This is a genomic window from Providencia sp. PROV189 (assembly GCF_028480065.1).
Lineage (GTDB): Bacteria > Pseudomonadota > Gammaproteobacteria > Enterobacterales > Enterobacteriaceae > Providencia > Providencia stuartii.
This window is the reverse complement of sequence record NZ_JAMPOG010000003.1, coordinates 114,157-140,582: the sequence shown is the minus strand read 5'-3', so window position 1 is coordinate 140,582 and position 26,426 is coordinate 114,157. Positions and strand designations below refer to the sequence as shown.

Sequence of the window (26,426 nt, the reverse complement as noted above, 5' to 3'; positions counted from 1 at the left end):
TACTTATCGTTTGCGGGTATGCCAATACCCATTTCGAGCAGAAATCATGATTAGAATATTCCCCCTGCTAACGCTGGCGTAACAAGGGTACAACATGGTAAAGTATGGGGCTTAATTTTTCCGCAGTGAGAGTATTCCATGTCAGATAACAGCCAAAAAAAAGTCATCGTCGGTATGTCCGGAGGTGTAGACTCATCCGTTTCAGCTTATTTGCTTCAACAGCAAGGGTATCAGGTTGTTGGTCTGTTCATGAAAAACTGGGAAGAGGATGATGACGAAGAGTATTGTTCCGCCGCGACCGATCTTGCTGATGCACAATCTGTTTGCGATAAATTAGGCATTGAACTTCATACCATTAATTTTGCAGCAGAATATTGGGATAATGTGTTTGAACACTTTTTGTCCGAGTACAAAGCAGGCCGTACGCCAAACCCTGATATTTTGTGTAACAAAGAGATCAAATTCAAAGCCTTCCTTGAATTTGCCGCAGAAGATCTCGGTGCCGACTATATCGCAACGGGCCATTATGTGCGCCGCCGCGATGTGAATGGTAAAAGCCAATTGCTTCGAGGCTTAGATAACAATAAAGACCAAAGCTATTTTCTCTATACCCTCAGCTATGCGCAAATTGCTAAAAGCCTATTCCCTGTTGGTGAATTAGAGAAACCAGAAGTCCGCCGTATTGCAGAAGAAGTCGGTTTAGTCACCGCAAAGAAAAAAGACTCTACGGGGATTTGCTTTATTGGTGAGCGTAAATTCCGTGATTTCCTTGGGCGCTATTTACCTGCACAACCAGGCCCTATTGTGACCGTTGATGGTGAAACCATTGGTCAACACGAAGGTTTGATGTACCACACGCTAGGCCAACGTAAAGGGCTGGGTATTGGCGGTATGAAAGAAGGCTCGGATGAACCTTGGTACGTTGTCGATAAAGACGTTGAAAATAATCGCCTAATTGTTGCACAAGGGCATGAACATCCTCGTCTGATGTCAACAGGTTTGATCGCCCAACAATTAGATTGGGTCGACAGAGAGCCTTTAACACAAACATTACGTTGTGCTGTCAAAACCCGCTATCGTCAAGCTGACATCCCCTGTACTGTCACGCCACTTAATGACGGGAAAGTTGAAGTTATTTTTGATTACCCTGTTGCAGCAGTGACTCCAGGTCAATCAGCCGTATTTTACCTTGATGAAGTGTGTCTAGGTGGCGGTATTATCGAATCTCGTATTCAGGAGTAGTTGTGGCTAAAAATTATCGCGATATTACACTTGCGCTCGCGGGCATCTGCCAAGCCAGTTACATGGTTCAAAAACTTGCACAAGAAGGTAGTTGTAACGACCATGATCTTGAAGTCATGGTCAATAGCTTAACCAACATGAATCCATCTTCCACCATCGATGTTTATGGGAATGACCCTGTCAACCTAAAAACAGGTCTTGGTGCGATGCTTGGCATGTTATCTGGCGGCAATAACGCAAGCGCATTATCCGCTGAAGTGACCCGCTATATGCTCAGTATTATCGTACTAGAACGCCGCCTCAATAAGAATCAACAAGCTATGGATAAGCTAGGGCAACGAATCGAACAGTTTGAGCGTCAAGCAAGCTATTTTGACCCTATGTCTGACGGTGTTTTTAACGCATTAGCGGGGATCTACGTGGATGTAATTAGTCCACTAGGCCCTCGGATTCAAGTGACTGGCTCCCCTGATATTTTAAAAAATTCACTGGTTCAAGCGAAAGTCAGAACACTTTTGCTCAGTGGTATCCGTAGTGCTGTGCTCTGGCAGCAAGTTGGGGGAAGTCGTCTGCAATTAATGTTTTCCCGAAGCCGTCTGAGTAATCAGGCGAAAGAAATTCTGTCTCACTTTTAAAATTTGGAGTTGCTACCAATGGAATTATCCTCACTGACCGCTGTATCCCCGATTGACGGCCGTTACGGTGATAAAGTCAGCGCACTACGCACTATTTTTAGTGAGTTTGGCTTACTGAAATTTCGCGTGCAAGTTGAAGTTCGCTGGCTACAAAAACTGGCGGCAACCGCTCAAATCAAAGAGGTTCCATCATTTGATGATGACGCAAACGCTTACCTAGATGCAATTGTTGCGAACTTCAGCGAAAAAGATGCTATGCGCATTAAAGAGATCGAGCGTACAACTAACCATGATGTGAAAGCCGTCGAGTACTTTCTAAAAGAAAAAGTGGCGCAAGTACCTGCATTACACGCTGTTTCTGAATTTATTCACTTTGCCTGTACTTCTGAAGACATTAACAACTTATCTCATGCGCTGATGCTAAAAACAGCGCGAGAAGAAGTGCTACTGCCACAATGGCGTCAAATTATTGACAAAGTTAAAGCAATGGCTCAGGAATATCGTCACCTACCTTTGCTGTCACGTACCCATGGTCAACCAGCAACACCGTCAACAATCGGTAAAGAGTTTGCGAACGTTGCTTACCGTATGGAGCGCCAATACCGTCAGTTAGAGCAAGTTGAGATCTTAGGTAAAATTAATGGTGCGGTTGGTAACTATAATGCGCATATCGCAGCTTACCCAGAAGTTAACTGGCACGAGTTTAGCGAAACATTTGTCACTTCTTTAGGTATTACTTGGAACCCATTCACCACGCAAATCGAGCCGCATGATTATATTGCCGAGTTGTTCGATTGTGTCGCACGCTTTAATACCATTGTGTTAGATTTTGACCGTGATATCTGGGGCTACATTGCACTGAATCACTTCAAACAAAAAACCATTGCTGGTGAAATTGGTTCTTCAACCATGCCACATAAGGTTAACCCTATTGATTTTGAGAACTCAGAGGGTAACTTAGGTTTAGCGAATGCAGTATTGGGCCATTTAGCGAGCAAACTGCCGGTTTCACGTTGGCAACGTGACCTGACTGACTCGACTGTATTGCGTAATCTGGGGGTTGGTCTTGGCTATTCGCTAATCGCTTATCAATCTACCCTAAAAGGTTTAAATAAATTAGAAGTTAATGAGCAACACCTGCTCGATGAATTAGACCAAAACTGGGAAGTACTTGCTGAGCCTATTCAGACCGTTATGCGCCGTTATGGCATTGAAAAACCTTATGAGAAGCTTAAAGAGCTTACTCGCGGTAAACGCGTCACGGCTGAAGGCATGCAGCAATTTATCGACGGACTTGCCCTTCCAGAAGAAGAAAAAACGCGCTTGAAAGGGATGACGCCAGCTAATTACATTGGTTACGCTGTCACTTTTATTGATGAGTTAAAATAATTTTCACCTTTTTAAGTCCTCTCTCTAAGCAAAAGTAGGCAGGAAATATCCCGCCTACTTTTACTGTTTCTGCCCATATCTTGGGTTTGTTTGCCTTTGGTTTACTTAATCACTTGTTGTAAAGCGCTTATCTTTTTACCATAGAGCTTCTAATGCTATTCTTGTTGCAATAATATCGAGCAATTCTCTCTTTTTAATGTGAGGTTTTAGATGCGTATTCTTATCGTTGAAGACAATGCTCTTCTTCGTCACCACCTAACGGTTCAACTCAAAGAGCTTGGTCATCAAGTCGATGCAGCCGAAGACGCTAAAGAAGCTGACTATTTTTTACGTGAAAGCTGTCCCGATATTGCGATGGTCGACCTAGGGTTACCTGATGAAGATGGTTTATCTATGATCAAGCGCTGGCGCAGTACACAAATCAACATTCCTGTACTGGTACTAACTGCACGTGAAAGTTGGCAAGAAAAGGTCCAAGCGCTCAATAGTGGTGCAGATGATTATGTTACTAAGCCTTTTCATCTTGAAGAGCTGGTTGCACGTATGCAAGCTCTGATGCGCAGAAATAGTGGCCTCGCCTCTCAGGTATTAGAATTAGATGGCTTCGTCATTGATTTATCAAGAAAAGAGTTCACGGTAAATGGTGAACCCGTTAAATTAACCGCTTTTGAATACACGATTATTGAAACTTTGCTACGTAACAATGGGAAAGTGGTTAGCAAAGATTCGTTGATGCGCCAGCTCTACCCTGATGCTGAGCTACGTGAAAGCCATACAATTGATGTGTTAATGGGCCGTTTACGTAAAAAAATACAGCAGTTTCATGCTAATGACGTGATAGTGACTGTCCGTGGGCAAGGCTATCGTTTTGATGTGAATGGCTAATATGCGGCTAAAGAAATTTAAATTTAAGCCTTTATCCCTGAGGGCACGCTTTTTGTGTGCGACCTCAGCGGTGATCCTCGCCCTAACGCTCTCCTATGGTATTGTCGCCATATTAGGCTATTTAATTAGTTTTGATAAAACGACCTATACCTTGTTACGTAGTCAAAGCAATCTTATTTATAGTTTAGTGCAGTGGCAAAATAACAAAATTGATATTCGCGTACCGCCTAATTTCACCTTAAATAATCCAACGTTAATCATAATATACAATGAAAACGGGCAGGTCCTATGGCGCCAACGGGAAATGCCTAACGTCGAAAACCTCATTCGCCGTGATTGGTTAAAAAAAGAAGGGTTGTATGAAATTGACACTGATATCGGTGAAACTCGCCTGTTGTTACAAAACAACCCTGAATTTAACAGTAAACTTGATGATATGAACCATAATGACGAACCGCTAACCCACTCAGTGTCCGTCAATCAATATGGTGCGACAGAAAATCTCCCACCGCTGACTATTGTGGTCGTTGATACATTGCCTCAGGACTTACAAAAAACGGGGTTAGTCTGGGAATGGTTTGGCTATGTACTGCTTGCTAATCTTATTTTAGTGATCCCTCTACTTTGGCTCGCCGCTTATTGGAGCTTGCGCCCCATTAAATCGCTCGTTTCACAAATTAGTAGCCTAGAAAAAGGTGAACGCGAGATGTTGGATGAAAATCCACCTTATGAGTTGCGTGGCTTGGTTCGAAACTTAAATAATTTGCTGACTAACGAGCGTAAGCGTTATAGCAAATATCGCACCACGCTTTCTGATTTAACCCATAGCCTAAAAACCCCTCTTGCCGTTTTACAGTCCACTTTGCGCTCACTAAGAACAGGTAAACAGATGACGATTGAGCAAGCAGAGCCTGTGATGCTTGAGCAAATTGGTCGTATTTCTCAACAAGTGGGTTATTACTTGCATCGGGCTTCTGCTCAAGGTGACAATAACCTTATGTTGCGCGAGATATCCTCAGTTCCCTCTTTGCTCGATAGTCTTGCTAGCGCCTTACATAAGGTTTATCAAAATAAAGGTGTCTCGATTACCGTTGATATTTCGCCTGAAGTGACTTGGCTAGGCCAACCGAATGACTTTATGGAAGTGATGGGCAACATAATGGAAAACGCCTGTAAGTACTGCCTTGAGTTTGTCGAAGTGACCGCCCGTGTTGGGGATGACCATTTGGTGATCACTGTCGATGATGATGGCCCCGGTGTACCCGAAAGCCAACGTAACCTTATTTTTGCGCGGGGGCAACGTGTTGATACCTTAAGGCCCGGTCAAGGCCTTGGCTTATCTATCGCCGTTGAAATTATTGACCAATATGATGGCGATATTACGATCAGTGACAGCCCGCTCGGTGGTGCACGAGTGGAAGTAACTTTTCGTCGGCAAGAAGTGAATCAAGATAATTAATCTGTGATCATCGCGCTTGTTTAACCCCTGCTATGGCGGCAAATTCAGGTATACTATCAATAGATATGTTAACGCAGGACAATAAGATGGATTATAAACTGAATCTTGACTGGCAGAGTTTTCTGGATAGTCATTGGCAGAAACGCCCTTTACTCATTAAAAATGGTTTTACACGTTTTATTGATCCTATCTCGCCTGATGAACTTGCGGGACTGGCGATGGAAGATGAGGTTGACAGTCGTTTAGTCAGCCATAAAGAAGGGTTATGGGAAGTTGCTCATGGTCCTTTTGAAAGTTATGACCACTTAGGCGAAGAGAATTGGTCTATCCTAGTACAAGCCGTTGACCATTGGCATCATCCCAGCGCGGCGTTGATGAAACCCTTTAGAGTCTTGTCTGACTGGCGAATGGATGACTTAATGATCTCCTACTCTGTTCCTGGCGGCGGTGTCGGCCCACATTTAGACCAATATGATGTTTTTATCATTCAAGGTGAAGGTCGTAGGCGTTGGCGCGTTGGTGAAAAAGTGCCGATGAAACAACACTGCCCTCACCCTGATCTTCTGCAAGTGCAACCATTCGATGCCATTATTGATGAAGAGATGGAGCCGGGGGATATTCTGTATATTCCACCTGGGTTCCCACATGAAGGTTACGCCATTGAGCCTTCTCTCAACTACTCTGTTGGCTTCCGTGCACCGAATACCCGTGAGCTTATTAGTAGCTTTGCGGATTATTTGATTTCCAATGATTTGGGGAGCTACCGCTATAGTGACCCTGACCTCTCATTCCGAGATAACCCAGCTGAAATCTTGCAGGGCGAACAAATCAAGTTACGTGAAATGATGGAGTCCATGCTCCACGACCCTGAGCTTTTCCGTAAATGGCTCGGTGAATTTATTTCACAATCACGCCATGAGCTAGACCTTGCACCGCCAGAGCCGCCTTATGAGCAAGATGAGGTGTACGATCTGCTTAAAACACAGCAAGAGACCTTGTATAAACTCAATGGCCTCAGGGCATTACGTGTCGGCGATCAATTCTTTGTTAATGGTGAATGCTTAGAAACGACTTGTTATGCTGCGGCAGATAGCCTATGCCGTTATGACGCGGTGAATACTCAGCAGCTTGGTGATGCAATTGATGACGTGAATTTCATTGCGTTAATGACTGCGCTCATCAATAGTGGTTATTGGTACTTTGATGACTAATCAATAATATCATTCTGCACCTTATGGTGAATTCATAAGGTGCAGACTCTTAGCCTACGCCTACGGTTTAATTGCGCGCACGTTCAGCCGTCAACTCAACAATACGCATTATCACGCTTACAGCCTGCTCCATACCCTCTTGGGTAATAAATTCATGCTTACTATGAAAGTTATAGCCACCCGTAAAAATATTCGGGCAAGGTAGGCCTCGGTATGACAGTTGAGCGCCATCGGTTCCACCACGAATCGGCTTCACGATAGGTTCAATACCGCAATCTCTCATGGCTTGGTGAGCTATTTCAATAACATGTGGATGTTTCATTACCTCTTTATGCATATTGTAATAGCTATCATCGATAGTCAGTTCAATGTAGCAGCTTGGGTGTAATCCCTGCCCTACTTTTTCTGCAATACGGATAATATTTTTCTTACGCTCTTCAAATTTTTGGCTATCAAAGTCACGAATAATATAGTTCATTTCTGTTTTTTCAACTGTCCCCTTCATGGAGTTCAGGTGATAAAAACCTTCGTAACCATCGGTATTTTCCGGTGTTTCTTCTCTCGGTAATTCAGCGTGAATACGGTTTGCCAGTGTTAACGCATTCACCATCACCCCTTTTGCCGTACCTGGGTGTACATTATTACCCACGATTTTTATCGCTACATTCGCGGCATTAAAGTTTTCATACTCGAGTTCACCGACCGCCCCCCCATCAACGGTATAAGCCCAGCGTGCGTCAAAGACATTTAAATCAATATATTGAGCACCACGCCCTATCTCTTCATCAGGAGTAAAGGCAAGACAAATTTTACCATGTGGCACATTATTGGCCTTTAAACGCACAAATGCGGTTATTATCTCTGCTATACCTGCTTTATCATCCGCACCAAGTAAGGTTTTACCATCTGTCATGATCAATGTTTTGCCGATCATCTCATGCAATACAGGAAACATCACTGGAGATAGCACCTCATCACCAATGCCTAAAGCGATATCACCACCTCGATAATTTTCTAAAATCTGGGGGGAAACATGTTTACCAGAGCAATCCGGGGAAGTGTCTAAATGTGAAATAAAACCAATAGTAGGAACATCCCAATCAACATTCGCAGATAAACAAGCGGTCACACACCCCTGTTCTGAAAGAGCGACATCTTCAAAACCGAGCTCTCTTAGTTCCTTGACCAGTGCACGAGCAAATTTTAGCTGGCCTGTGCTACTAGGTATTGTTTTAGCATTTAATTTTGATTGTGTATCAAAAGCAGTATATTCAAAAAACCGCTCTAAAAGTTTGTCCATACGTAATTCCCCCAAGTATCAATAAGATTATTATGAGAAAGAACGTATGAACAATTCTTGTTTTAAATCACCTTTGGGGCTAATGGTGGCTTATTTCCGATAAAATAATACTGATAAGATAAATCGAGTACCACTTATTGATAAGTTTTGTCGCCTTATCAATATTTAATAAAATTTATCTTGTTATGACTTATTGTTGATAAAGTTAGGCTTTATTTGCATTAGCTTCTACTTTCCATTGTGCCTTTTTGACATCAATAGCAACAGGTATTAAACGTATCTTCGCGAAGATATTCGCAATATTTTGTTGCTCTAAAAATGCACTATCACTCATACGAATAAAACCATAATTTGTGCGTTGTAACGCTTTTAACCATATTTTTTTATCGAGCCCCGTTGATGCAGACAAAATTGCAGCCGTTTCTTGCGGGTTGGCATTTGCCCACTCACTTTGCTGGCTCAATTGCGTAATAATCGCTTCAGCGTATTGTGGTTGTTTTTCAGCAAACTGCCGACTAGCAAGGAAAAACGTATAGTGAGAAGCTAAATTTTCCCCATTCACAATTTCACGTACAGGCAAGCTTGTTTCAACTTCTGCTAAAAAAGGGTCCCAAATTGCCCATGCATCGACAGCACCTTGTTCAAAAGCCACTCTGGCATCTGATGGTGGTAAATAAACTGGCGTTATTTCGTTATATTTCAATCCGGCCCGCTGTAAGGCAGCAACTAGCAAATAGTTAACATCGGAGCCTTTATTTAAGGCAACCCGCTTGCCTTTTAAATCACTTACGGATTGAATGGGCGAGTTTTTAGGTACGACAATCGCTTCTGATTGAGGGTTACTGGGGGAATGGCCTAAATATACAAAATCTGCTTGAGCCGCCTGAGCAAATATTGGTGGTGCATCCCCTGTTGCCGCAAGGTCAATACTGCCAATATTTAAGCCTTCTAGCATTTGAGGGCCTGCTGGAAACTCAATCCAGCGAACATTCACATTATATTCTTTAAATACCGGCTCTAGCGTTCCTCGATATTTAAGCAATGCTAAAATATTCGCTTTCTGATACCCAATATTAATTACTTTCGTTTCTGAATAAGCAAAACTGGTAAAGGTATACATAACCCACAATACCATCAATAAAATAAACTTTTTCACCAAGGCTCTCCTAACACGCTAAATAGTGTTGCATTGCCAACAATAATTATTGGCAAGAATCGAATAAAATAGTGAGGCTATTACCTTACACTGCCTGCTTTGGCCGCATATGGATACCGATCGTTTCACCAAGTGACCTAACGTGTTGCGGTGATAGCGCGGCCTCTTTATCCACTAACAGCGGCATCACTAATTCTGCAAATTGATGGGCTTCGTCTAAGTGTGGATACCCTGAAAAAATAAATTTGCTGATCCCAAGCGATTGGTACTCCCTGATACGTGCCGCAACTTGCTGAGGATCGCCCACTAAAGCTGTACCAGCCCCAGAACGCACCAAGCCAATCCCCGCCCATAAATTAGGGGCAATGAAAAGGTTATCTTTTGAACCGCTGTGCAATGATTGCATGCGTTTTTGGCCGGCGGAGTCCATCCGAGAAAAGACCGATTGCGCCTTGGCAATTGTTTCATCATCGATGTGTGAAATAAGGCGGTTGGCGGCATCAATGGCCTCTTGCTCCGTCTCTCGCACAATCACATGCAACCGAATACCAAATTCCACATAATTCCCTTTAGCTTGAGCATGTCTTTTCACCGCATTAATTTTCTCACTAACCTCCGCGAGTGGCTCTCCCCATGTTAAATAGGTATCAATCTGTTCAGCGGCAATCTCCATTGCTTCTGGTGATGACCCGCCAAAATAGAGAGGAGGCCCGTATGGTTGTGCCGGAGGAAATAGCAAACTGGCATCTTCGACCTGTATATGTTCACCCTGATAATCAACCGCTTCCCCTCTCATAAGGCGTCTGTATATATCAAGGAACTCTTTAGTTACTTTATATCTGTCACTGTGATTTAAAAAAATACCATCGCCTCTGTTTTCAACAGGATCACCACCTGTCACCACATTGATTAGCACACGACCGTCAGAGAGCCTATCCAATGTTGATGTCATTCGAGCCGCCAATGTCGGTGACTGTAAGCCGGGTCTCACCGCGACTAAAAAGCGTAATTTTTGAGTGACTGAGAGTAAGGATGCCGCCGTTATCCACGGATCCTCACAACTTTTTCCTGTCGGGATCAGGACACCATGAAAACCAAGGCTATCGGCTGCAATCGCAATCTGCTGTAAATATTGGAGTGTGACAGCCCGACCACCTTTTTGAGTTCCTAAATAACGCCCTTCCCCTTGCGTTGGTAAAAACCAAAACAATTGCAGTTTTTGTTGTATCGCCATCTTGAGATTCCTTATTTTCAGTGATCAAGCAAACTTTCGCTCAGTCAACGCATTGAGTACTTGTGATTCCAAATCAATTAAAAAGGCATTGGTTAAGCTTCTGGGGTAGTTTTCGTTGATATTAATATCCAGATGCAGCATCCCTTCCTTTAGCATCAATACTCGCTCCGAGGTCCATACTGCTTCATGAATATCATGCGTGACCAAAACCACCGTAAATTGATACTGGTGCCATAATTTGATCAGCAGTTGTTGCATTTCCATACGTGTTAAGGCGTCCAATGCCCCAAAAGGCTCGTCGAGTAGTAACAAACGAGGCTGATGGATTAATGCTCTCGCTAAAGCGACTCGTTGTTTTTGTCCTCCTGAAAGTTCTTCTGGCCATTCACCCGCCTTGTCTGACAGACCCACGGAGGCTAGCACCTTAAGTGCCTCATTGTGCGACGTTCTGTTTAACCCGAGCGCCACATTTTCAATCACCGTTTTCCAAGGTAAGAGCCGAGGCTCCTGAAACATGATGCGAATATCCCCATGAAAATTGGATAAAGGCTGTTTTGCCACGGTGATCTCCCCTGATGTTGGCGAATCTAAATTAGCCAACAAACGTAATAAGGTACTTTTTCCGCAACCACTGTGCCCCACGATGGTCACGAATTGCCCAGCGGGGATAGCAAAATTGAGTGACCGTAAGACGTTATTTCCCCTAAAGCCTTTTATCACGCCCTCTAATTGAATTGGGATCCCCGTATTGGCTGCAAAACATTGTGTTTTCGTTATCATGCTGTGACCTCTTTTTTATGCCATTTGGGATGCCATTGAAGTAGAACTCTTTCGAGTAAATAGGTGAGTGTATCGGCTGTTTTTCCTAATAAGGCGTAAATAATTAAGGTGAAAACCACGATATCCGTTCTTAAAAACTCGCGAGCGTTCATCGCTAAGTAGCCGATCCCCGCATTAGCCGAAATCGTCTCTGCAACAATTAATGTCAGCCACATCAAGCCCAATGAAAAACGTACCCCTACAAATATTGCAGGTAGTGCTCCCGGGAAAATAACATGGCGAAATAGGCTATAACCGTGTAAACCATAGCTTTTTGCCATTTCAATTAATTTATGGTCGAGATGTTTAATACCATGCAACGTATTCAAATAAATTGGGAAAAAGGTTCCTAGTGCGACAAGAAATATTTTTGCCGATTCATCAATACCAAACCAAAGGATCACCAAGGGAATTAATGCTAAATGAGGCACATTACGGATCATTTGAATGGAACTATCTAATAAGAGTTCACCTAATCGAGAAAGTCCTGTTATTAATCCCAATATTAATCCGATTGAGCTGCCAATAATAAATCCAATGCCCGCACGTAATGCACTAATTCCTAAGTTCTCCCAAAGTTCACCATTTTTTATAAGGTTCCACCCCGCACTAAAAACTTGTAGAGGTTCAGGTAATATTCGGCTCGAAAGCCAACCTGTACTGACTGAAAATTGCCAAACGATTAATAAACTCAGTGGCACTAACCAACTCAAAATAACAATACGTGAGTAGCCCATACTTAAAGCCTCATTTCATTGATTAATGGTAATTGAGTCTGATAGTTAATATGCTGAAAATAATTTTTATTTAACGTGTGATAAAAAGCCTGTAAATTACTATTTAGTCGCTCAATTATTTCTTGGGAAATAAGATATTGATGCGTATTTTCTGAATACTGAAAATGCTGGTCACTGGTATAGATGCCACTAATAATCTCTTCTGCTTTCAATGCGGTAAGTAATGGTTTAAAGGCATAATCTAATGCTAGCTGATGATGTTCACTCCCCCCTGTCATGATGGGTAATACTGTTTTATGTAATAAAGAGCGTTGAGGTAATAGGTCTATCACGGCTTTAAGTACGCCACTGTATGAGGATTGGTAAACCGGCGACGCAATAATAATACCGTCAGCTTCTTTGACTTGTTGGATAAATTTTTGAATTTGTGCATGTTGATATTTACCCTGTAACAGCACACTCGCATCAAATTCATTCACACTTATCCGTTGAATTATCAAATTAAACTGACTCAGCCATTGTTGAGCATAATCAAGCAATGCTGATGAACGCGACTTTAGCGCGGGGCTACCTGAAATGATTAAGACATTCATATTTATCTCGCATTAAGAACTAACCGTCCTTAATCTTTATCGAGTTACTCTGATAAACAGAAATAATTATTTGTTCTTAGTCAGAACATATTTATCATAAGCATATTTATTTATATCTAATAACAAATAATAAATTCCATAAAATAAATCGCCTAACCCTATTTTTGATAGCAGCATTCAACAAAATAAAACTATTCTTATACTTATTATTATCCAGTTATCAGGGGATTATTATTTTTTAGTCAACTGTTTAACTTTGCCTATTATTTATTTTAGCCATCGCTGAATTAAAGCTTATACTTCCCAATAGCATTATTTTTATTCCTCTATTATTATCTATGCAAAGCAAACCATCGCGACGGTATCTATTTCATTCAGCTTAAAATAAAGAGAATATCGATGACAAAAAAATTTTTAGTTTATGGTGTCAGTAAAGGGTTGGGAAAAGCATTAATTGAAGGTATTCCTACCGCACAAGATACTATTTATGGCGTTTCTCGCTCTATGCCTTCTTTCTCCAATAACAATTTTCATTGGATCCAAGCTGATTTATCGGAAACGAATTCTGTACAAACCGTAAAGAGCACCCTGCAAGATAGCCCGATTGATTGCCTAATTTATAATGTCGGCATTTGGGAAAAATATGCGTTCACCGACGATTATCGATTTGAATCAACGGATGATGTTGAACTGCTCACGATGATCCAAACCAATATCAGTGCCTGTATCTTGCACCTCAAGGCAATGTTGCCTAATTTACGACTTGGCCAAAATAGCAAAATCATCTTAATTGGCTCAACGTGGGGATTAGATAACCATAACGGTCATGAAGTGGCTTTTTCTGCCTCAAAGTATGCACTACGCGGTATTGTTCACTCGCTAAGGGAGACATTACGCCAAGATAAAATAGCTATTTCTGTGATTAATCTCGGTTATTTAGCAACGGAATACCCCCTATCAGTACCTGTCGATGACGTTATTTCACGCACTGAAGGTGCATTAATCCCCTTGCAAGACGTCCTTAATGCCGTCAAGTTTGTTTTAAGTACGAGTAACGCAACTTGTGTAAAAGAGATTACGATGCCTGCTATGTTAGATGAAAACGTCTAACATCACGCCATGCAAGAAAGTGATATGATGAAGGGGTTTTACCCCCCTTCATTAAATCGCGTGTTAAATCTTGCTTTCACTCGCCATCGTCAGTTCGGCAATAAGATGCTTCACATAATCAACCACGACCTCACTAGCCAAACCATAATGTTTTTCTTCAAATTCACTCTCAACCTGACTTGGCTCTAAATTTAGCTCGACAGTATGTGCACCATTTAGCCTTGCCTCATGCACAAAACCTGCCGCAGGATAGACGTGACCAGACGTGCCAATTGCGATAAAGAGTGTCGCATTCTCAATAGCCTGATAAATTTCATCCATACCTAATGGCATCTCACCAAACCAAACTATATGCGGCCTTAGCGGTTGAGGAAATTGGCAACAATGGCAGCGTTCATCTGTGGATAAATCCCCTTTCCACTCTAATACCTGATTTGACCAACTACACCGGACTTTTAATAACTCACCGTGCATATGAATAATACGCTTACTACCCGCACGCTCATGTAAATTGTCGATATTTTGAGTCACTAGCAGAAAATTATCCCCTAACAAATCTTCTAATTGCGCTAAAGCATAATGTGCAGGGTTTGGTTTAATATTCTCTTGTTGAAGTTGGCGGCGGCGTTCATTATAAAAACGCTGCACTAATTGTGGGTCACGAGCAAACCCTTCCGGTGTTGCCACATCTTCAACGCGATGTTCTTCCCATAAACCATCCGAAGAACGAAAAGTTTGAATGCCTGATTCAGCAGAAATACCCGCCCCAGTTAGTACGACGACTTTCACATTTTTCATATTGGTTATTCTATTTTCACTGTAAAAAAAACGATCGCGAGCCCGTTGACGACGTAACATTTTAATTTTTTTAAGTTTCTTTAGCCTATGACGAAATCGCAACATCAATAAATACCTTTTTCTTCCATGTTGTTATCGCCGCGAGTTTTATACCTTACTCGCAATGATCATAATCGTTACCCAAACCTAATTCGAATGTCAGTATAACGCAACAAATAACAAAAGGAATTGTGAGGCTAAATGTTTATCTATCACTTATCTTAAACGCCACTAAGCCATAATAATACGTTTTTCTCAGTGATTATATCTTCATAACCAAACTAAATATCGCAGTCTGAATTTAGACTCGCTAAAATAGACGAGTTTACTTTTAACACGATTAATTCATCACACAGTAAAAGGTTTATATGGAAAAATTGTTTGAAAAGACGCTGTATGCATCACGTTGGTTACTTGCCCCTATCTACTTTGGCCTATCACTGACTCTATTTGCATTAACGATTAAGTTCTTTCAAGAACTATGGCATGTGATCCCCAATATTTTCTCAATCCCTGAGGCAGATTTAATTCTGATACTATTATCATTAATTGATATGGCGTTAGTCGGTAGTTTACTCGTAATGGTGATGTTTTCAGGCTATGAGAACTTTGTTTCCCAGCTCAATATCCCTGAGAATAGCGAAAAATTGGGTTGGTTAGGTAAGATGGATGCAACCTCATTAAAAAATAAAGTAGCTGCTTCTATCGTAGCCATTTCATCAATCCATTTGTTAAAAGTTTTTATGAACTCACAGAATATCCCTGATAACAAATTAATGTGGTATGTCATTATCCATTTAACATTTGTTTTATCCGCATTTGTGATGGGTTACCTTGATCAATCTATTATGAAAAAAAGCAAATAACACATCTAAATCGGAGGGAAAGACTATTTTTCCCTCTTTTTATAAGTTGTACTCTTTCGCATTTAAATACCTGCATTGTTCCACAGCTTAGAAGAAAATACCTTGCCCCATAAATAAAACTAGGAATTACCATGAGTGAACATTTTGTTGGTCAATATGAAGCCGAAATTAAATTTAGATTGCCTGACCCAAACCGTTTTTTACAACGGATCATGGCTGATGGCGCTGAAGTCTTTACGGAAAATAATACGGAAAAAGATGACTTTTTTGATATGCCTGATGGTCAGCTTGCGCAGCAAGGAATAAGTCTGTCAGTCCGTGAAATGTCCCCTTCAGGCATTAAATTATGGATAGTCAAAGGCCCTGGTAGTTCAGAATGTAAAGCGATTAATATTGAAGATTGTGCTCACGTCAAAAATATGCTGACAACACTTGGCTATCAATGCTATTTCGCCACCAGCAAACAACGTAGCATCTATTTTCTTGGCGATGTACATATCACTATTGATTATTTAGAGGGTATTGGCTGGTTTGCTGAATTTGCCATAATGACAGACACGCTTTCACTGCTCCCTCAGCTCACACAGCAGTTGATGTCTCTCGCTCAACAATATGATTTCAATGACACATTGATAGAAACGCGCAGTTATAAGCAGATACAACTTGCGCGTCGCAATGGGGAACAATAAAACAAGCTGGGTAACGATAGGCTACCCAGTTAGTTATCATTGACCACTCAGGATACGAGCTGGGTCAAGTTTACTTGCTCGGCGTGCAGGATACCAACTTGCCAACAAACTTAATACCACCGTTGTCAGCAACACATACACCACATCTAATAGGTGCAATTGAGAAGGAAGGAAGTCGATAAAATAGACATCGCCAGACAAGATAGGATGCCCGATAACATACTCAAGTCCTTTGATTATGGTGGTTAAATTTAATGAAACAACCACGCCAAGTATTGCCCCTATTAAGGAGCCAACGAGTCCACTTAGCAAACCATACCACAAAAAAATCGCCCGAATTTGCCTGTCTTTAGCACCAAGTGTCCGCAATACAGCAATATCACTACTCTTATCTTTGACCGCCATGACCAACGTAGACACGATATTAAAACAAGCAACCCCTATCACGAGGATCATAGCCAAGTACATGATACTACGTACCATCTGAATATCGTTATACATATAGCCGTAGTCGCCAATCCAACTTTTCACAACCACATGATGCATGGTTTTCAGGCCCGCATCATAAACAACTTTATCCGCATTAAATGGATTATCGGCTTTTATTTCAAACCCTGTAATGCCATCACCATAGCCTAAATACGCTTGCGCATCGGCAATAGGGATCAGCGCTAATTGGTGATCTAATAGTCCACTTAAACGAAAAACACCTGAAACTTGAACACGGATCCGTTTAGGTTGTTGGATTTTTAAACTCGCATCTGTATTGGGGATCATGATGGTTACCCAATCCCCAACTTTAACATTCAGTGAGTCAGCAACACCTTGCCCTAAAATAATCGATTGTTTCCCTGCTTTAAAATCTTTCCACGCATCATCGAGTACAAATTTAGGCAATGCACTGACTTCTGACTCGGTTTTCGGCGAAACCCCCATAACCTGTATTGCTTTGAGATTAGCTCCGCGCTCTAGCAAGCCAGTAAACCCAACATACGGGCTCACTGCTTTGACCCCGGGAGTATTGCGGATCACATTCTCAGCATATTGCCAATCTTGATATGGGGCTTTCACCGCATAGATTTGCCCATGTGGCACCACCGATAAAACGCGATTTTCAAGTTCGCGCTCAAACCCATTCATGGCGCTCAAACCTATAATCAAGACGGCCACACCTAAAACAATACCAAGTGTTGAAACGATAGAAACCAGTGATACCATCCCTGTACGGCGGCGACCACGGCTAAACCGTAACGCTGTAAGTAAAGTCAGCGGTAATCCAGACATTACACTGCCCCCAGTGTGATATCTTGTTGAAGGTGCCCGTCACGCATCTCAAGTTGGCGCGATAAACGATGCGCTAGCTTCATATCATGAGTCACCACCAAGAATGCGGTGCCTTGGGTTTTATTTAACTCACCGAGTAACTCAAAAATCGCATCTGCATTACGTAAATCAAGGTTCCCTGTTGGCTCATCCGCAAGTACCAATGCAGGCTGATTAACTAATGCTCGAGCAATCGCCACACGCTGCCGCTCACCACCAGAAAGCTCGGATGGCCTATGCCCTGAACGGTGGGCTAAGCCAACCGCATCCAGCATTTTAGTCGCTCTATCAAAGGCTTCTGATTTATTCATACCACCAATCAGTAATGGCATAGCCACATTTTCTAATGCCGTGAAATCAGGTAATAAGTGGTGAAACTGATAAATAAACCCCAAATCTTTGTTACGGATGGCGGCACGCTGATCCGATGAGAGGCGGTTAATATGTTGCCCCCGAAAAATCACCTCGCCTTCAGACGGGGTGTCAAGGCCACCTAATAGGTGCAGTAAGGTACTTTTCCCGGAGCCTGAACTACCAACAATTGCCATCATTTCGCTTTCATTAATCGAAAAACAGACATCTTTTAATACTTGCGTCGACAATGCGCCTTCCTGATAGACCTTGCTTAAATGTTCACAGATAAGAAGTGGTTGTTTATTCATAACGTAACGCCTCAGCAGGTTGCACAGCCGCCGCACGCCAAGAAGGATAAAGCGTCGCAAGCAGCGAAATGAGCATTGCGGATACCGCAATAATTAAAATACCATAAAAATCAAGTACAATGGGTAAGTGGACCCCTTTTGGCAACATGCCAAATAGCGGCATCAAGAAATTCAATTGGCTGGAAATTAACATACCAAGCAGTGAGCCTATTAATGCGCCAATAATCCCCGCACCTGCCCCTTGGATCATAAAAATCGCCAAAATGCGCCCACGCTTTAAACCTAACGTTTTTAAAATGGCCACCTCAGCTTGCTTTTCCATAACTAATAAAGAGAGTGAAGTAATAATATTGAAAGCCGCGACAGCAATGATGAGGCTGAGCAACAGACCCATCATATTTTTTTCCATTTTGACCGCTTGAAAAAACTCACCTTTGCGTTCACGCCAATCGGTCCAAATCAGTCCGTCAGGTAAATTTTGTTGGCTCAACGTATCGACCTTTAACGGTTCATTCAGAAATAACCGCCAGCCTGTAATATGCCCTGCGGGATAGCGCATCATCCTAGCAGCATCATTTTGCGCAACAATCAGTTCGCTGGCATCGGCCTCACCATTGGTTTGGAACACCCCCGCCACCGTGAATAAACGTTGGCTAGGAATACGCCCCATTGGCGTAAGCTGACTGACTCCAGGGATAATCAAACGAACTTCATCGCCACGCTTTAAACCTAAATTTTCCGCCAGCTTATTCCCCAAGAAGACACGATATTGCCCCTCGACTAATTCTGAGCGCTGCCCGTCAATCAAGTTATCTAATAGTGGTGATCGTTCGTCAGAAGTGATGCCAAGCATCATGCCTACCCCGACATTCGAGCGGCTTTGCAAAACAACATCCGACTGCACAAGCGGTGCAATATGAGAAACACCTTGCAGGCCCTGTAGATCTGCAATGGGGTATTTTTGTGGGTCAATATGCCCCGTTGCCGACGTTAAAACGGCCTGCGGCATATAAGAGAGTATGCTATCTTGTAACGATCGTTCGAATCCATTCATGACGGAGGTCACGGTGATCAATGCCGCAACCCCTAGCGTGATACCAATGGCTGATAAACTGGATACAAAACGGCCGAATTTGTCGACAGCTCGTCCGCGCATGTAACGCAGACCTATAAATGTTGAGACAGATTGAGACATGAAATCTGTAACGCCCCTGTTGCCAAAGCGAAGTGTTCAGCGATAATAAAGGGTACGAATGATGAATGGAACCACCCGGCCCCGGTTTTGTGGATTTTTTTCTTATTGGCACGGCCTGTTTGTCTTACTTTCAGACAATTGTACGGGGTAAAACAGGTCGTTTAGCCATTATGCTTTGAGAAACCGAATATTTTTATGTCTTCAAAATTTCGTTATGAACTTCCTACACGCGGTGGTGATGTCCGTCATCTTGGATGCTTGATTGGGGCCGCGGGTGCACTTGAATGTGCAGAGATGATAGAGCGTCATCAAGGGCCTGTGGTCATTATCACAAGAGACATGCAAAACACCTTGCGTCTCCGAGATGAAATTCAACAGTTTACGCAGCTGCCAATTGAAACATTGTCCGACTGGGAAACCTTGCCTTACGATAACTTTTCACCACATCAAGAAATTATCTCACACCGTTTATCAACACTGTATCGCTTACCTACTATGCAAAAAGGGGTTTTGATCCTTCCGGTCAACACCTTAATGCAGAAGGTTTGCCCATCTGAATTTCTGGCTAGCCATGCACTCGTGATGGCTAAAGGTGACAAACTTTCGCGCGATAACTTGCGCGACGAGCTAGATAAGGCAGGCTATCGCCATGTTGAACAAGTTTTGGAACACGGGGAATACGCTACACGTGGCGCATTATTAGACCTGTACCCAATGGGGAGCGCACTCCCTTACCGAATTGATTTCTTTGATGACGAAATTGATAGTCTGCGTACCTTTGATGTCGATAGCCAAAGAACGCTTGAAGAAGTTGAGAGCATCAACCTGTTGCCTGCACACGAGTTTCCAACAGACAAAGATGCCATCGAACGCTTCCGTAGCCAGTGGCGTGAACGATTCGAAGTCAGGCGCGACCCTGAACATATCTATCAACAAGTCAGCAAAAAAACACTTCCCACAGGGATTGAATACTGGCAACCGCTCTTTTTTAGTCAACCTTTGCCATCGCTATTTGGCTATCTACCAACAAATACGTTGTTTATCTCACAGCATTATCAAGAAGCTGCCGAACGTTTCCAAAGTGATACCCAACAACGTTTCGAAAGCCGCGGTGTTGACCCGATGCGCCCCTTGTTGCCACCGACAGATTTATGGCTGACCGTCGAGCAACTCAATCAGGCATTAAAAAAATGGCCGCGAGTACAGCTATCTGTTGAAAAATTAGCCGATAAGGCAGCTAACACTAATTTAGATTACCTACCGTTGCCAGATATCGGTACACAAGGGCAAAGTAAACAGCCGCTTGAAAAATTGCGTCAATTTGTTGAACATTTTGATGGCACCGTCATTTTCTCTGTTGAAAGTGAAGGCCGGCGCGAGACAGTCACTGAATTATTGGGAAGGATCAAAATTCGCCCTGAGACTATTAGTCACTACTCCAGCCCAGTAAGCAACCGTTTTGCCATCATGATCGGGGCTGCTGAACACGGTTTTATTCAATCAGTACAACACCGTGCGTTGATATGTGAAAGTGATTTATTAGGGGAACGTGTTGTTCGTCGCCGCACAGATAACCGCCGAACCATCAATACTGATACGCTGATCCGTAACTTAGCCGAACTACGTCCTGGGCAGCCAGTTGTTCATATTGAGCACGGAGTGGGTCGTTACCAAGGGTTAACAACACTTGAAGCAGGTGGAATTAAAGCGGAATATTTGATTTTGACCTATGCGGGTAACGACAAGCTATATGTTCCTGTCTCATCCTTGCATCTTATTAGCCGTTACTCCGGTGGTGCAGATGAAAATGCCCCGCTACACCGCCTTGGTAGCGATAGTTGGGGGAAAGCGCGACATAAAGCCGCAGAAAAAGTCCGTGATGTCGCGGCTGAACTACTTGATATCTATGCTCAGCGAGCCGCCAAACCCGGCTTTGCCTTCAAACATGACAAAGAGCAGTACCAAGAGTTTTGTCAAGGCTTCCCTTTTGAAACGACCCCCGATCAAGAGCAGGCAATTAATGCCGTGCTTAGCGATATGTGTCAACCTATCGCAATGGATCGCCTTGTGTGCGGTGATGTCGGTTTCGGTAAAACCGAAGTCGCTATGAGAGCAGCTTTCTTAGCCATCAATAATAATAAACAGGTTGCGGTGCTTGTGCCTACCACTTTGCTGGCTCAACAACATTTCGATAATTTCCGTGACCGTTTCGCAAATTGGCCGGTAAGAATTGAAATGCTCTCTCGTTTCAAAACCGCCAAAGAGCAGCAACAGATACTCGAAGAAACCGCTCAAGGGAAAGTCGATATTTTGATTGGTACCCACAAGTTACTGCAAAGTGACTTAGTGTGGCATGACTTAGGGTTGCTCGTGGTCGATGAAGAGCACCGTTTTGGTGTTCGTCATAAAGAGCGTATTAAGGCTATGCGTGCGGATGTGGATATTTTAACGCTCACCGCAACCCCTATCCCTCGTACACTCAATATGGCCATGAGTGGCATGCGGGATCTGTCGATTATCGCAACGCCTCCTGCTCGCCGTTTAGCCGTGAAAACCTTTGTACGCCAATATGATGACCTTGTGGTTCGTGAAGCCATTTTGCGTGAAACATTACGTGGAGGCCAAGTTTATTATCTCTACAACGATGTTGAAAATATTGAAAAAGCCAAAAAACGTCTGGAAGAATTAGTACCAGAAGCGCGCTTTGTGGTCGGTCATGGGCAAATGCGTGAGCGCGAACTGGAGCGTGTGATGACCGATTTCCACCATCAACGCTTCAATGTCCTGATTTGTACGACCATCATTGAAACGGGTATCGATATTCCAACAGCGAATACCATCATTATTGAACGTGCAGACCATTTTGGCTTAGCGCAGCTACACCAGCTACGAGGTCGTGTAGGCCGCTCTCATCATCAAGCCTATGCCTATTTATTAACGCCACATCCAAAAGCGATGACTGCTGACGCACATAAACGTTTAGAAGCTATCTCTTCCCTTGAAGATCTTGGTGCGGGATTTGCCCTTGCCACTCATGATTTGGAAATTCGGGGTGCAGGAGAATTGCTCGGTGAAGATCAAAGCGGGCAGATGACGACGATCGGGTTTACGCTGTATATGGAGTTACTGGAAAGCGCGGTAGAGGCATTAAAAGATGGGCGTGAGCCTTCATTAGAGGACTTAGTTAATCAGCAAACAGAAGTTGAACTGCGCATGCCCGTGCTGCTTCCCGACGATTACATTCATGATGTTAATATTCGTTTATCGTTCTATAAGCGTATCGCCAGTGCTCATAATGAAGATGAGTTAAATGATCTTCGTACTGAGCTGGTTGACCGTTTTGGCACATTACCCGATGCTGGACGTTTCTTACTTGCCAGCGCCGCTATCAGGCTCGAAGCGGAAAAATTAGGTATCAAGCGAATTGAAGCTCATGAGCAAGGTGGATTTATTGAATTTGGTGAAAAACATAAAGTCTCGCCAAACTTCTTAATCAGTCTATTACAAAATCAACCGAAAACCTTCCGCCTCGATGGTCCTGTAAGGTTGAAATTTGTGCATGACCTCAGCGAGCGCGTGACACGCATTGAGTTTATCAAACAGTTGTTGCGTGACTGTGCGGATAACTTACTAGAAGCATAATTTATGATGCGTTAGAACAAATGAAAAGCCCCAGCCACATAATGATGTTACTGGGGCTTTTCCGCTCATTTTTATTCAAAATAAGCGTAGGTGTTTTTTCCCGCATAAATCTCTACGGCATTATTCATATTCAGCGAGTTTCGGCTAGCTTCATCAAGTTTGACGCAATAAAACGGCACTAATGCATCAGTCTGGTTACGTGCCGCTTTACAAAGTTGACTACTAGAGGTACTTAAATCTAATCGCCCATTTTCATCAAGGGGGATAAATAGGCCTGGATCATAAACGGTGCGTACTTTGCCTAGGGTATTACCAATACGGTATACCACATCATAACCCACAATAATTTGTTCTACTTTTTCTGTTACTATGCATTTACGATTGTCACGTTCAAGTAGTGATGATAAGGAGTCCTTTTGGAGTGCCTCAATCATAAATACCATCTTACATTCACTTTGAGCTGGGTGATAGCGCGATAGATATTCCTGATTAAATCCATCAAATATCCCCATAACTGAACAATTCTCCTGTTCAATCAGCCGATGCGATTTTATTGGCTCTATCGAAATTACCGTCGCCAACCGACTTTCATCCTTGGAGAAACGCAGCGAAGTTATTGATACAATAATAATAAGGCAAATAACTATTGCTGCTAATAACACCTTATATGTTAGCTTCATAGGCTGCCCTTATTAATGACAATGTTAGTGAATAGTCCCATTGTAACTTTTCGCTTTAATAATTCGATAGTTACTGGCAAAACAATCAAAAGATTTAGAGTTTTCTTAATCAAGAACAAGTCAATAAAAATTTAACTTACTCCTGTTGGTTGTTAAGTCAATAAATTAAATTTTAATCTATTTTCACATATTGATTACGATCAATTTTTGGTAATTATAATTATAAAAAAGTCTTTTTTACACTTATTTTAAGTAATAACACGAAGATATCTTTTTATTAATTTCTATCAATTTCCCCCTTTATTTTTTTATTTCTCATTCAATGAATGCAAACGACCTTTTTAATTTTCATCAGAGAACACGACTAGCATTTTTTATATTACCTTTTCTTACCTACAGCTTTAACATGATTTCACCCCATTTCTATTTAACTAACGGTAACGCCCATTGAGAGCGGTTTTAGGTGACACTATGAGGTTGATACTCACATGACTCAACGGATACTTTTATAACTTTATATAAAACAAAAATTCCACATAATAGAAGGTAGCAACTGCCAATAATAAGTATATTAGCTTATAAGCTAATCCAGAATTTAATTAAAATGGCATATTTAAATTAATGCCGCTTCATATCAGGCATCTTTATAGTGTACCTCCTATAATGTATTTAATCGTTGGGGTTCGCTCAAAATAGTTTACTCATAAATAATCAATCAATTGATTAAAGTTTATATTTAAAAATACTTATAAAAAAATCCCCGTTTAATGAAAAACGAGGATTTTTCCTATTTATTGCGACTGACTAAAACGTTAGTGAAGTTTTAATTTCGGACGAATAATGCGGTTAATACTTCCGACTAACATCATTAACCCTGTTTTCACATAGCCATGAAGCGCAATTTGGTGCATTCGATACAATGAGATATACACAAAACGTGCAATACGCCCTTCCACCATCATATCCCCACGCATCAAGTTACCCATTAAGCTACCCACGGTACTAAAACGCGATAAAGAGACTAAAGAGCCATGGTCTTTATAGATATAATCTTTTAGTGGCTTATCTTTTATCATCGCCAAAATATTATCATAACAGCGGCTCGCCATTTGGTGTGCAGATTGCGCTCTAGGTGGCACAAAACCACCGTCAGGCTTAGCGCATGAGGCACAGTCACCAATCGCAAAAATGGTATCATCGCGGGTTGTCTGTAATGTCGACTTAACGACCAACTGATTGATACGATTCGTTTCTAACCTCGCAATCTCTTTCATAAAATCAGGTGCCTTGATACCGGCTGCCCATACCATTAAGTCAGCACGAATTTTCTCACCCTCTTTTGTATTCAAGCCATCGTCATCAGCGCTGGTCACCATCGTTTTAGTTAGCACTTTTACGCCTAACTTATTTAACTCTTGATGTGCTGCCGCAGAAATACGTGGTGGTAATGCAGGCAGAATACGTTCACCGGCTTCGACTAATGTCACATTTAACGCGTCAGTATCTAATCCTTTAAATCCATAACTGGTTAGCTGCTCTACCGCGTTATACAACTCAGCCGACAACTCAACACCTGTAGCTCCAGCTCCAACAATCGCAATATTCACTTTCTCTTCTGCATTGTCGCGAACAGAATAACGTAAAAATAGATTAAGCATTTCATCGTGGAATCGATGGGCTTGTTGCGGATTATCTAAGAAAATACAATGCTCTTTAACACCCGGCGTACCAAAATCATTTGAAGTACTACCTAGTGCCATGACTAAAATGTCATAATCAATTTCACGCTCAGGAACCAATAACTCCGCGTTTTTATCCCGTAATTCACCCAAAATGATCTTTTTATTGTCACGATCGATTTGTGTCAAAGAGCCTAATTGGAAGTTAAATGCGTTGTGACGAGCATGGGCAAGATAGCTCAAGGCATCCACACCATCATCTAAAGAGCCTGTTGCTACTTCATGTAACAGAGGTTTCCATAAATGACTTGGATTACGATCCACTAAAGTGATTTCTGCACGTTTTTTACGCCCTAATTTACGACCTAGTCGTGTTGCTAGCTCTAAGCCACCAGCACCACCACCGACAATCACAATTTTTGGTTGAGAAAAGGCCATATTTCCCTCATTGCAAAATAAATTAATGTTATTTAAGCCTTATTCGAAATAAAAAAACTTAAATAACATTAATCGCCACTTATAAGACCAAAAGTTTGTTGAGGATAACACGCTTGGTCATTTGGTCATACCAAATATTGATGTATATCAAATTAATTGATTAATATGACAGCGATCACAAAAAAGTGTGATTCATTAGCAAAATGAAACGAGTCAGCTTGCATAGATTGATATTAATCAATATTTGAGCCAATTTCCAATCTATTTGATAATGAGAATCAGTTATTATTGGTAGTCAATATATGTGGACTTAAGGGGGCCATGACAGCTTATTGTTCACTAAGGGCTTACAAAAAAAGCGGGATAGTGTAAATTTTGTAGAGAAAACAACCCATATTAGAGATCATCATTTGGCTATTTTTGGCTAGTTTCTCTGATAAATCTCTCGGTTTTTATCATTTCGGCGGTAAACGGCATCGTTCTTGTTGAAAGGCATAATTAATGAAATTTATTTTATATCAAATCATTACTAGCATTGTATCGAGCATTATTTGTATCTATCATCTTGTTACACTCTATCTTGTCTTTTCCTCTTTGCCTTTTGAGCTGTCCAGTGGTTATTTTTTAATAACTAAAATAACGATA

22 protein-coding genes are annotated in these 26,426 nt (G+C 42.0%); 10 read left to right on the top strand and 12 right to left on the bottom strand.

What is annotated here, in order from left to right; translation table 11 throughout:
* The first annotated feature begins 138 nt into the window (after positions 1 to 138).
* The 6 genes from mnmA (at position 139) to PR833_RS01950 (ending at position 6,821) form a co-directional block, all read left to right on the top strand.
* Entirely contained in the window at positions 139 to 1,242 is a 1,104-nt protein-coding gene (gene mnmA / locus PR833_RS01975) for a tRNA 2-thiouridine(34) synthase MnmA (RefSeq protein ID WP_004920779.1), read from the top strand.
* Between the two features lie 2 nt (positions 1,243 to 1,244).
* Complete coding sequence (hflD, locus tag PR833_RS01970) at positions 1,245 to 1,877, top strand: high frequency lysogenization protein HflD (protein WP_004920781.1); 633 nt, start codon at positions 1,245 to 1,247, stop codon at positions 1,875 to 1,877.
* 18 nt (positions 1,878 to 1,895) lie between these two features.
* The gene (purB, locus tag PR833_RS01965; RefSeq protein ID WP_060561081.1) at positions 1,896 to 3,266 is read left to right on the top strand and encodes an adenylosuccinate lyase; all 1,371 of its coding nucleotides are present in this window, start codon (positions 1,896 to 1,898) and stop codon (positions 3,264 to 3,266) included.
* 210 nt (positions 3,267 to 3,476) lie between these two features.
* Positions 3,477 to 4,151 carry a two-component system response regulator PhoP gene (gene phoP, locus PR833_RS01960; protein WP_004920785.1) on the top strand — a complete coding sequence of 225 codons (675 nt, stop codon included), beginning with the start codon at positions 3,477 to 3,479 and terminating at the stop codon, positions 4,149 to 4,151.
* A gap of 1 nt (position 4,152) precedes the next feature.
* Positions 4,153 to 5,610 carry a two-component system sensor histidine kinase PhoQ gene (gene phoQ / locus PR833_RS01955; protein WP_169342236.1) on the top strand — a complete coding sequence of 486 codons (1,458 nt, stop codon included), beginning with the start codon at positions 4,153 to 4,155 and terminating at the stop codon, positions 5,608 to 5,610.
* An 86-nt stretch (positions 5,611 to 5,696) separates the two neighbouring features.
* Complete coding sequence (locus tag PR833_RS01950; protein ID WP_061063935.1) at positions 5,697 to 6,821, top strand: ribosomal protein uL16 3-hydroxylase; 1,125 nt, start codon at positions 5,697 to 5,699, stop codon at positions 6,819 to 6,821.
* Between the two features lie 67 nt (positions 6,822 to 6,888).
* Here the strand turns inward: PR833_RS01950 and pepT are convergent, their stop codons facing one another.
* The 6 genes from pepT to ssuE all read right to left on the bottom strand — a co-directional run bounded on the left by pepT (position 6,889) and on the right by ssuE (position 12,660).
* Complete coding sequence (pepT, locus tag PR833_RS01945; protein WP_004920791.1) at positions 6,889 to 8,121, bottom strand: peptidase T; 1,233 nt, start codon at positions 8,119 to 8,121, stop codon at positions 6,889 to 6,891.
* A 205-nt stretch (positions 8,122 to 8,326) separates the two neighbouring features.
* On the bottom strand, positions 8,327 to 9,256 hold the full coding sequence (locus PR833_RS01940; protein WP_148271227.1) for a sulfonate ABC transporter substrate-binding protein: 930 nt from the start codon (positions 9,254 to 9,256) through the stop codon (positions 8,327 to 8,329).
* Between the two features lie 106 nt (positions 9,257 to 9,362).
* Complete coding sequence (gene ssuD / locus PR833_RS01935; protein WP_053109919.1) at positions 9,363 to 10,511, bottom strand: FMNH2-dependent alkanesulfonate monooxygenase; 1,149 nt, start codon at positions 10,509 to 10,511, stop codon at positions 9,363 to 9,365.
* Positions 10,512 to 10,535: 24 nt separating this feature from the next.
* Complete coding sequence (locus PR833_RS01930) at positions 10,536 to 11,291, bottom strand: ATP-binding cassette domain-containing protein (protein WP_040133239.1); 756 nt, start codon at positions 11,289 to 11,291, stop codon at positions 10,536 to 10,538.
* The gene (ssuC, locus tag PR833_RS01925) at positions 11,288 to 12,067 is read right to left on the bottom strand and encodes an aliphatic sulfonate ABC transporter permease SsuC (RefSeq protein ID WP_004920799.1); all 780 of its coding nucleotides are present in this window, start codon (positions 12,065 to 12,067) and stop codon (positions 11,288 to 11,290) included. Before ssuC ends, PR833_RS01930 begins: the two co-directional genes overlap by 4 nt.
* Before the next feature lie 2 nt (positions 12,068 to 12,069).
* Positions 12,070 to 12,660, bottom strand: a complete 591-nt coding sequence (gene ssuE / locus PR833_RS01920; protein WP_004920800.1) for an NADPH-dependent FMN reductase — start codon at positions 12,658 to 12,660, stop codon at positions 12,070 to 12,072.
* Positions 12,661 to 13,059: 399 nt separating this feature from the next.
* Between ssuE and PR833_RS01915 the strand changes: the two genes are divergently transcribed.
* Positions 13,060 to 13,770 (top strand): SDR family oxidoreductase, encoded by a 711-nt coding sequence (locus PR833_RS01915; RefSeq protein ID WP_061063932.1) that lies wholly within the window; start codon positions 13,060 to 13,062, stop codon positions 13,768 to 13,770.
* Positions 13,771 to 13,833: 63 nt separating this feature from the next.
* On the opposite strand, the gene cobB is transcribed toward PR833_RS01915, so the two are convergent.
* Entirely contained in the window at positions 13,834 to 14,670 is an 837-nt protein-coding gene (cobB, locus tag PR833_RS01910) for a Sir2 family NAD+-dependent deacetylase (protein WP_014656156.1), read from the bottom strand.
* Between the two features lie 305 nt (positions 14,671 to 14,975).
* Between cobB and PR833_RS01905 the strand changes: the two genes are divergently transcribed.
* Positions 14,976 to 15,473 carry a TIGR00645 family protein gene (locus PR833_RS01905; protein WP_196734031.1) on the top strand — a complete coding sequence of 166 codons (498 nt, stop codon included), beginning with the start codon at positions 14,976 to 14,978 and terminating at the stop codon, positions 15,471 to 15,473.
* A 131-nt stretch (positions 15,474 to 15,604) separates the two neighbouring features.
* Entirely contained in the window at positions 15,605 to 16,162 is a 558-nt protein-coding gene (locus PR833_RS01900; RefSeq protein WP_121874556.1) for a class IV adenylate cyclase, read from the top strand.
* 36 nt (positions 16,163 to 16,198) lie between these two features.
* Here PR833_RS01900 and lolE read toward each other — a convergent pair whose 3' ends face one another.
* Genes lolE through lolC form a run of 3 tightly spaced genes read right to left on the bottom strand, consistent with a single transcriptional unit; the run spans position 16,199 to position 19,342 of the window.
* Positions 16,199 to 17,446: a lipoprotein-releasing ABC transporter permease subunit LolE gene (gene lolE / locus PR833_RS01895; protein ID WP_014656158.1), complete on the bottom strand. Its 1,248-nt coding sequence runs from the start codon at positions 17,444 to 17,446 to the stop codon at positions 16,199 to 16,201.
* Complete coding sequence (gene lolD, locus PR833_RS01890) at positions 17,446 to 18,147, bottom strand: lipoprotein-releasing ABC transporter ATP-binding protein LolD (protein WP_004920807.1); 702 nt, start codon at positions 18,145 to 18,147, stop codon at positions 17,446 to 17,448. Before lolD ends, lolE begins: the two co-directional genes overlap by 1 nt.
* Positions 18,140 to 19,342, bottom strand: coding sequence for a lipoprotein-releasing ABC transporter permease subunit LolC (lolC, locus tag PR833_RS01885; protein WP_272525844.1), 1,203 nt, complete (start codon positions 19,340 to 19,342; stop codon positions 18,140 to 18,142). The genes lolD and lolC overlap by 8 nt, the downstream gene beginning before the upstream one ends.
* 195 nt (positions 19,343 to 19,537) lie before the next feature.
* On the opposite strand from lolC, the gene mfd reads away from it, so the two are divergent.
* Positions 19,538 to 22,984, top strand: a complete 3,447-nt coding sequence (gene mfd, locus PR833_RS01880; protein ID WP_272525843.1) for a transcription-repair coupling factor — start codon at positions 19,538 to 19,540, stop codon at positions 22,982 to 22,984.
* 71 nt (positions 22,985 to 23,055) lie between these two features.
* On the opposite strand, the gene umoD is transcribed toward mfd, so the two are convergent.
* Complete coding sequence (umoD, locus tag PR833_RS01875) at positions 23,056 to 23,664, bottom strand: UmoD family flagellar biogenesis regulator (protein WP_004920810.1); 609 nt, start codon at positions 23,662 to 23,664, stop codon at positions 23,056 to 23,058.
* 812 nt (positions 23,665 to 24,476) lie between these two features.
* Entirely contained in the window at positions 24,477 to 25,781 is a 1,305-nt protein-coding gene (locus PR833_RS01870; protein ID WP_036940768.1) for an NAD(P)/FAD-dependent oxidoreductase, read from the bottom strand.
* Positions 25,782 to 26,426: the final 645 nt, after the last annotated feature.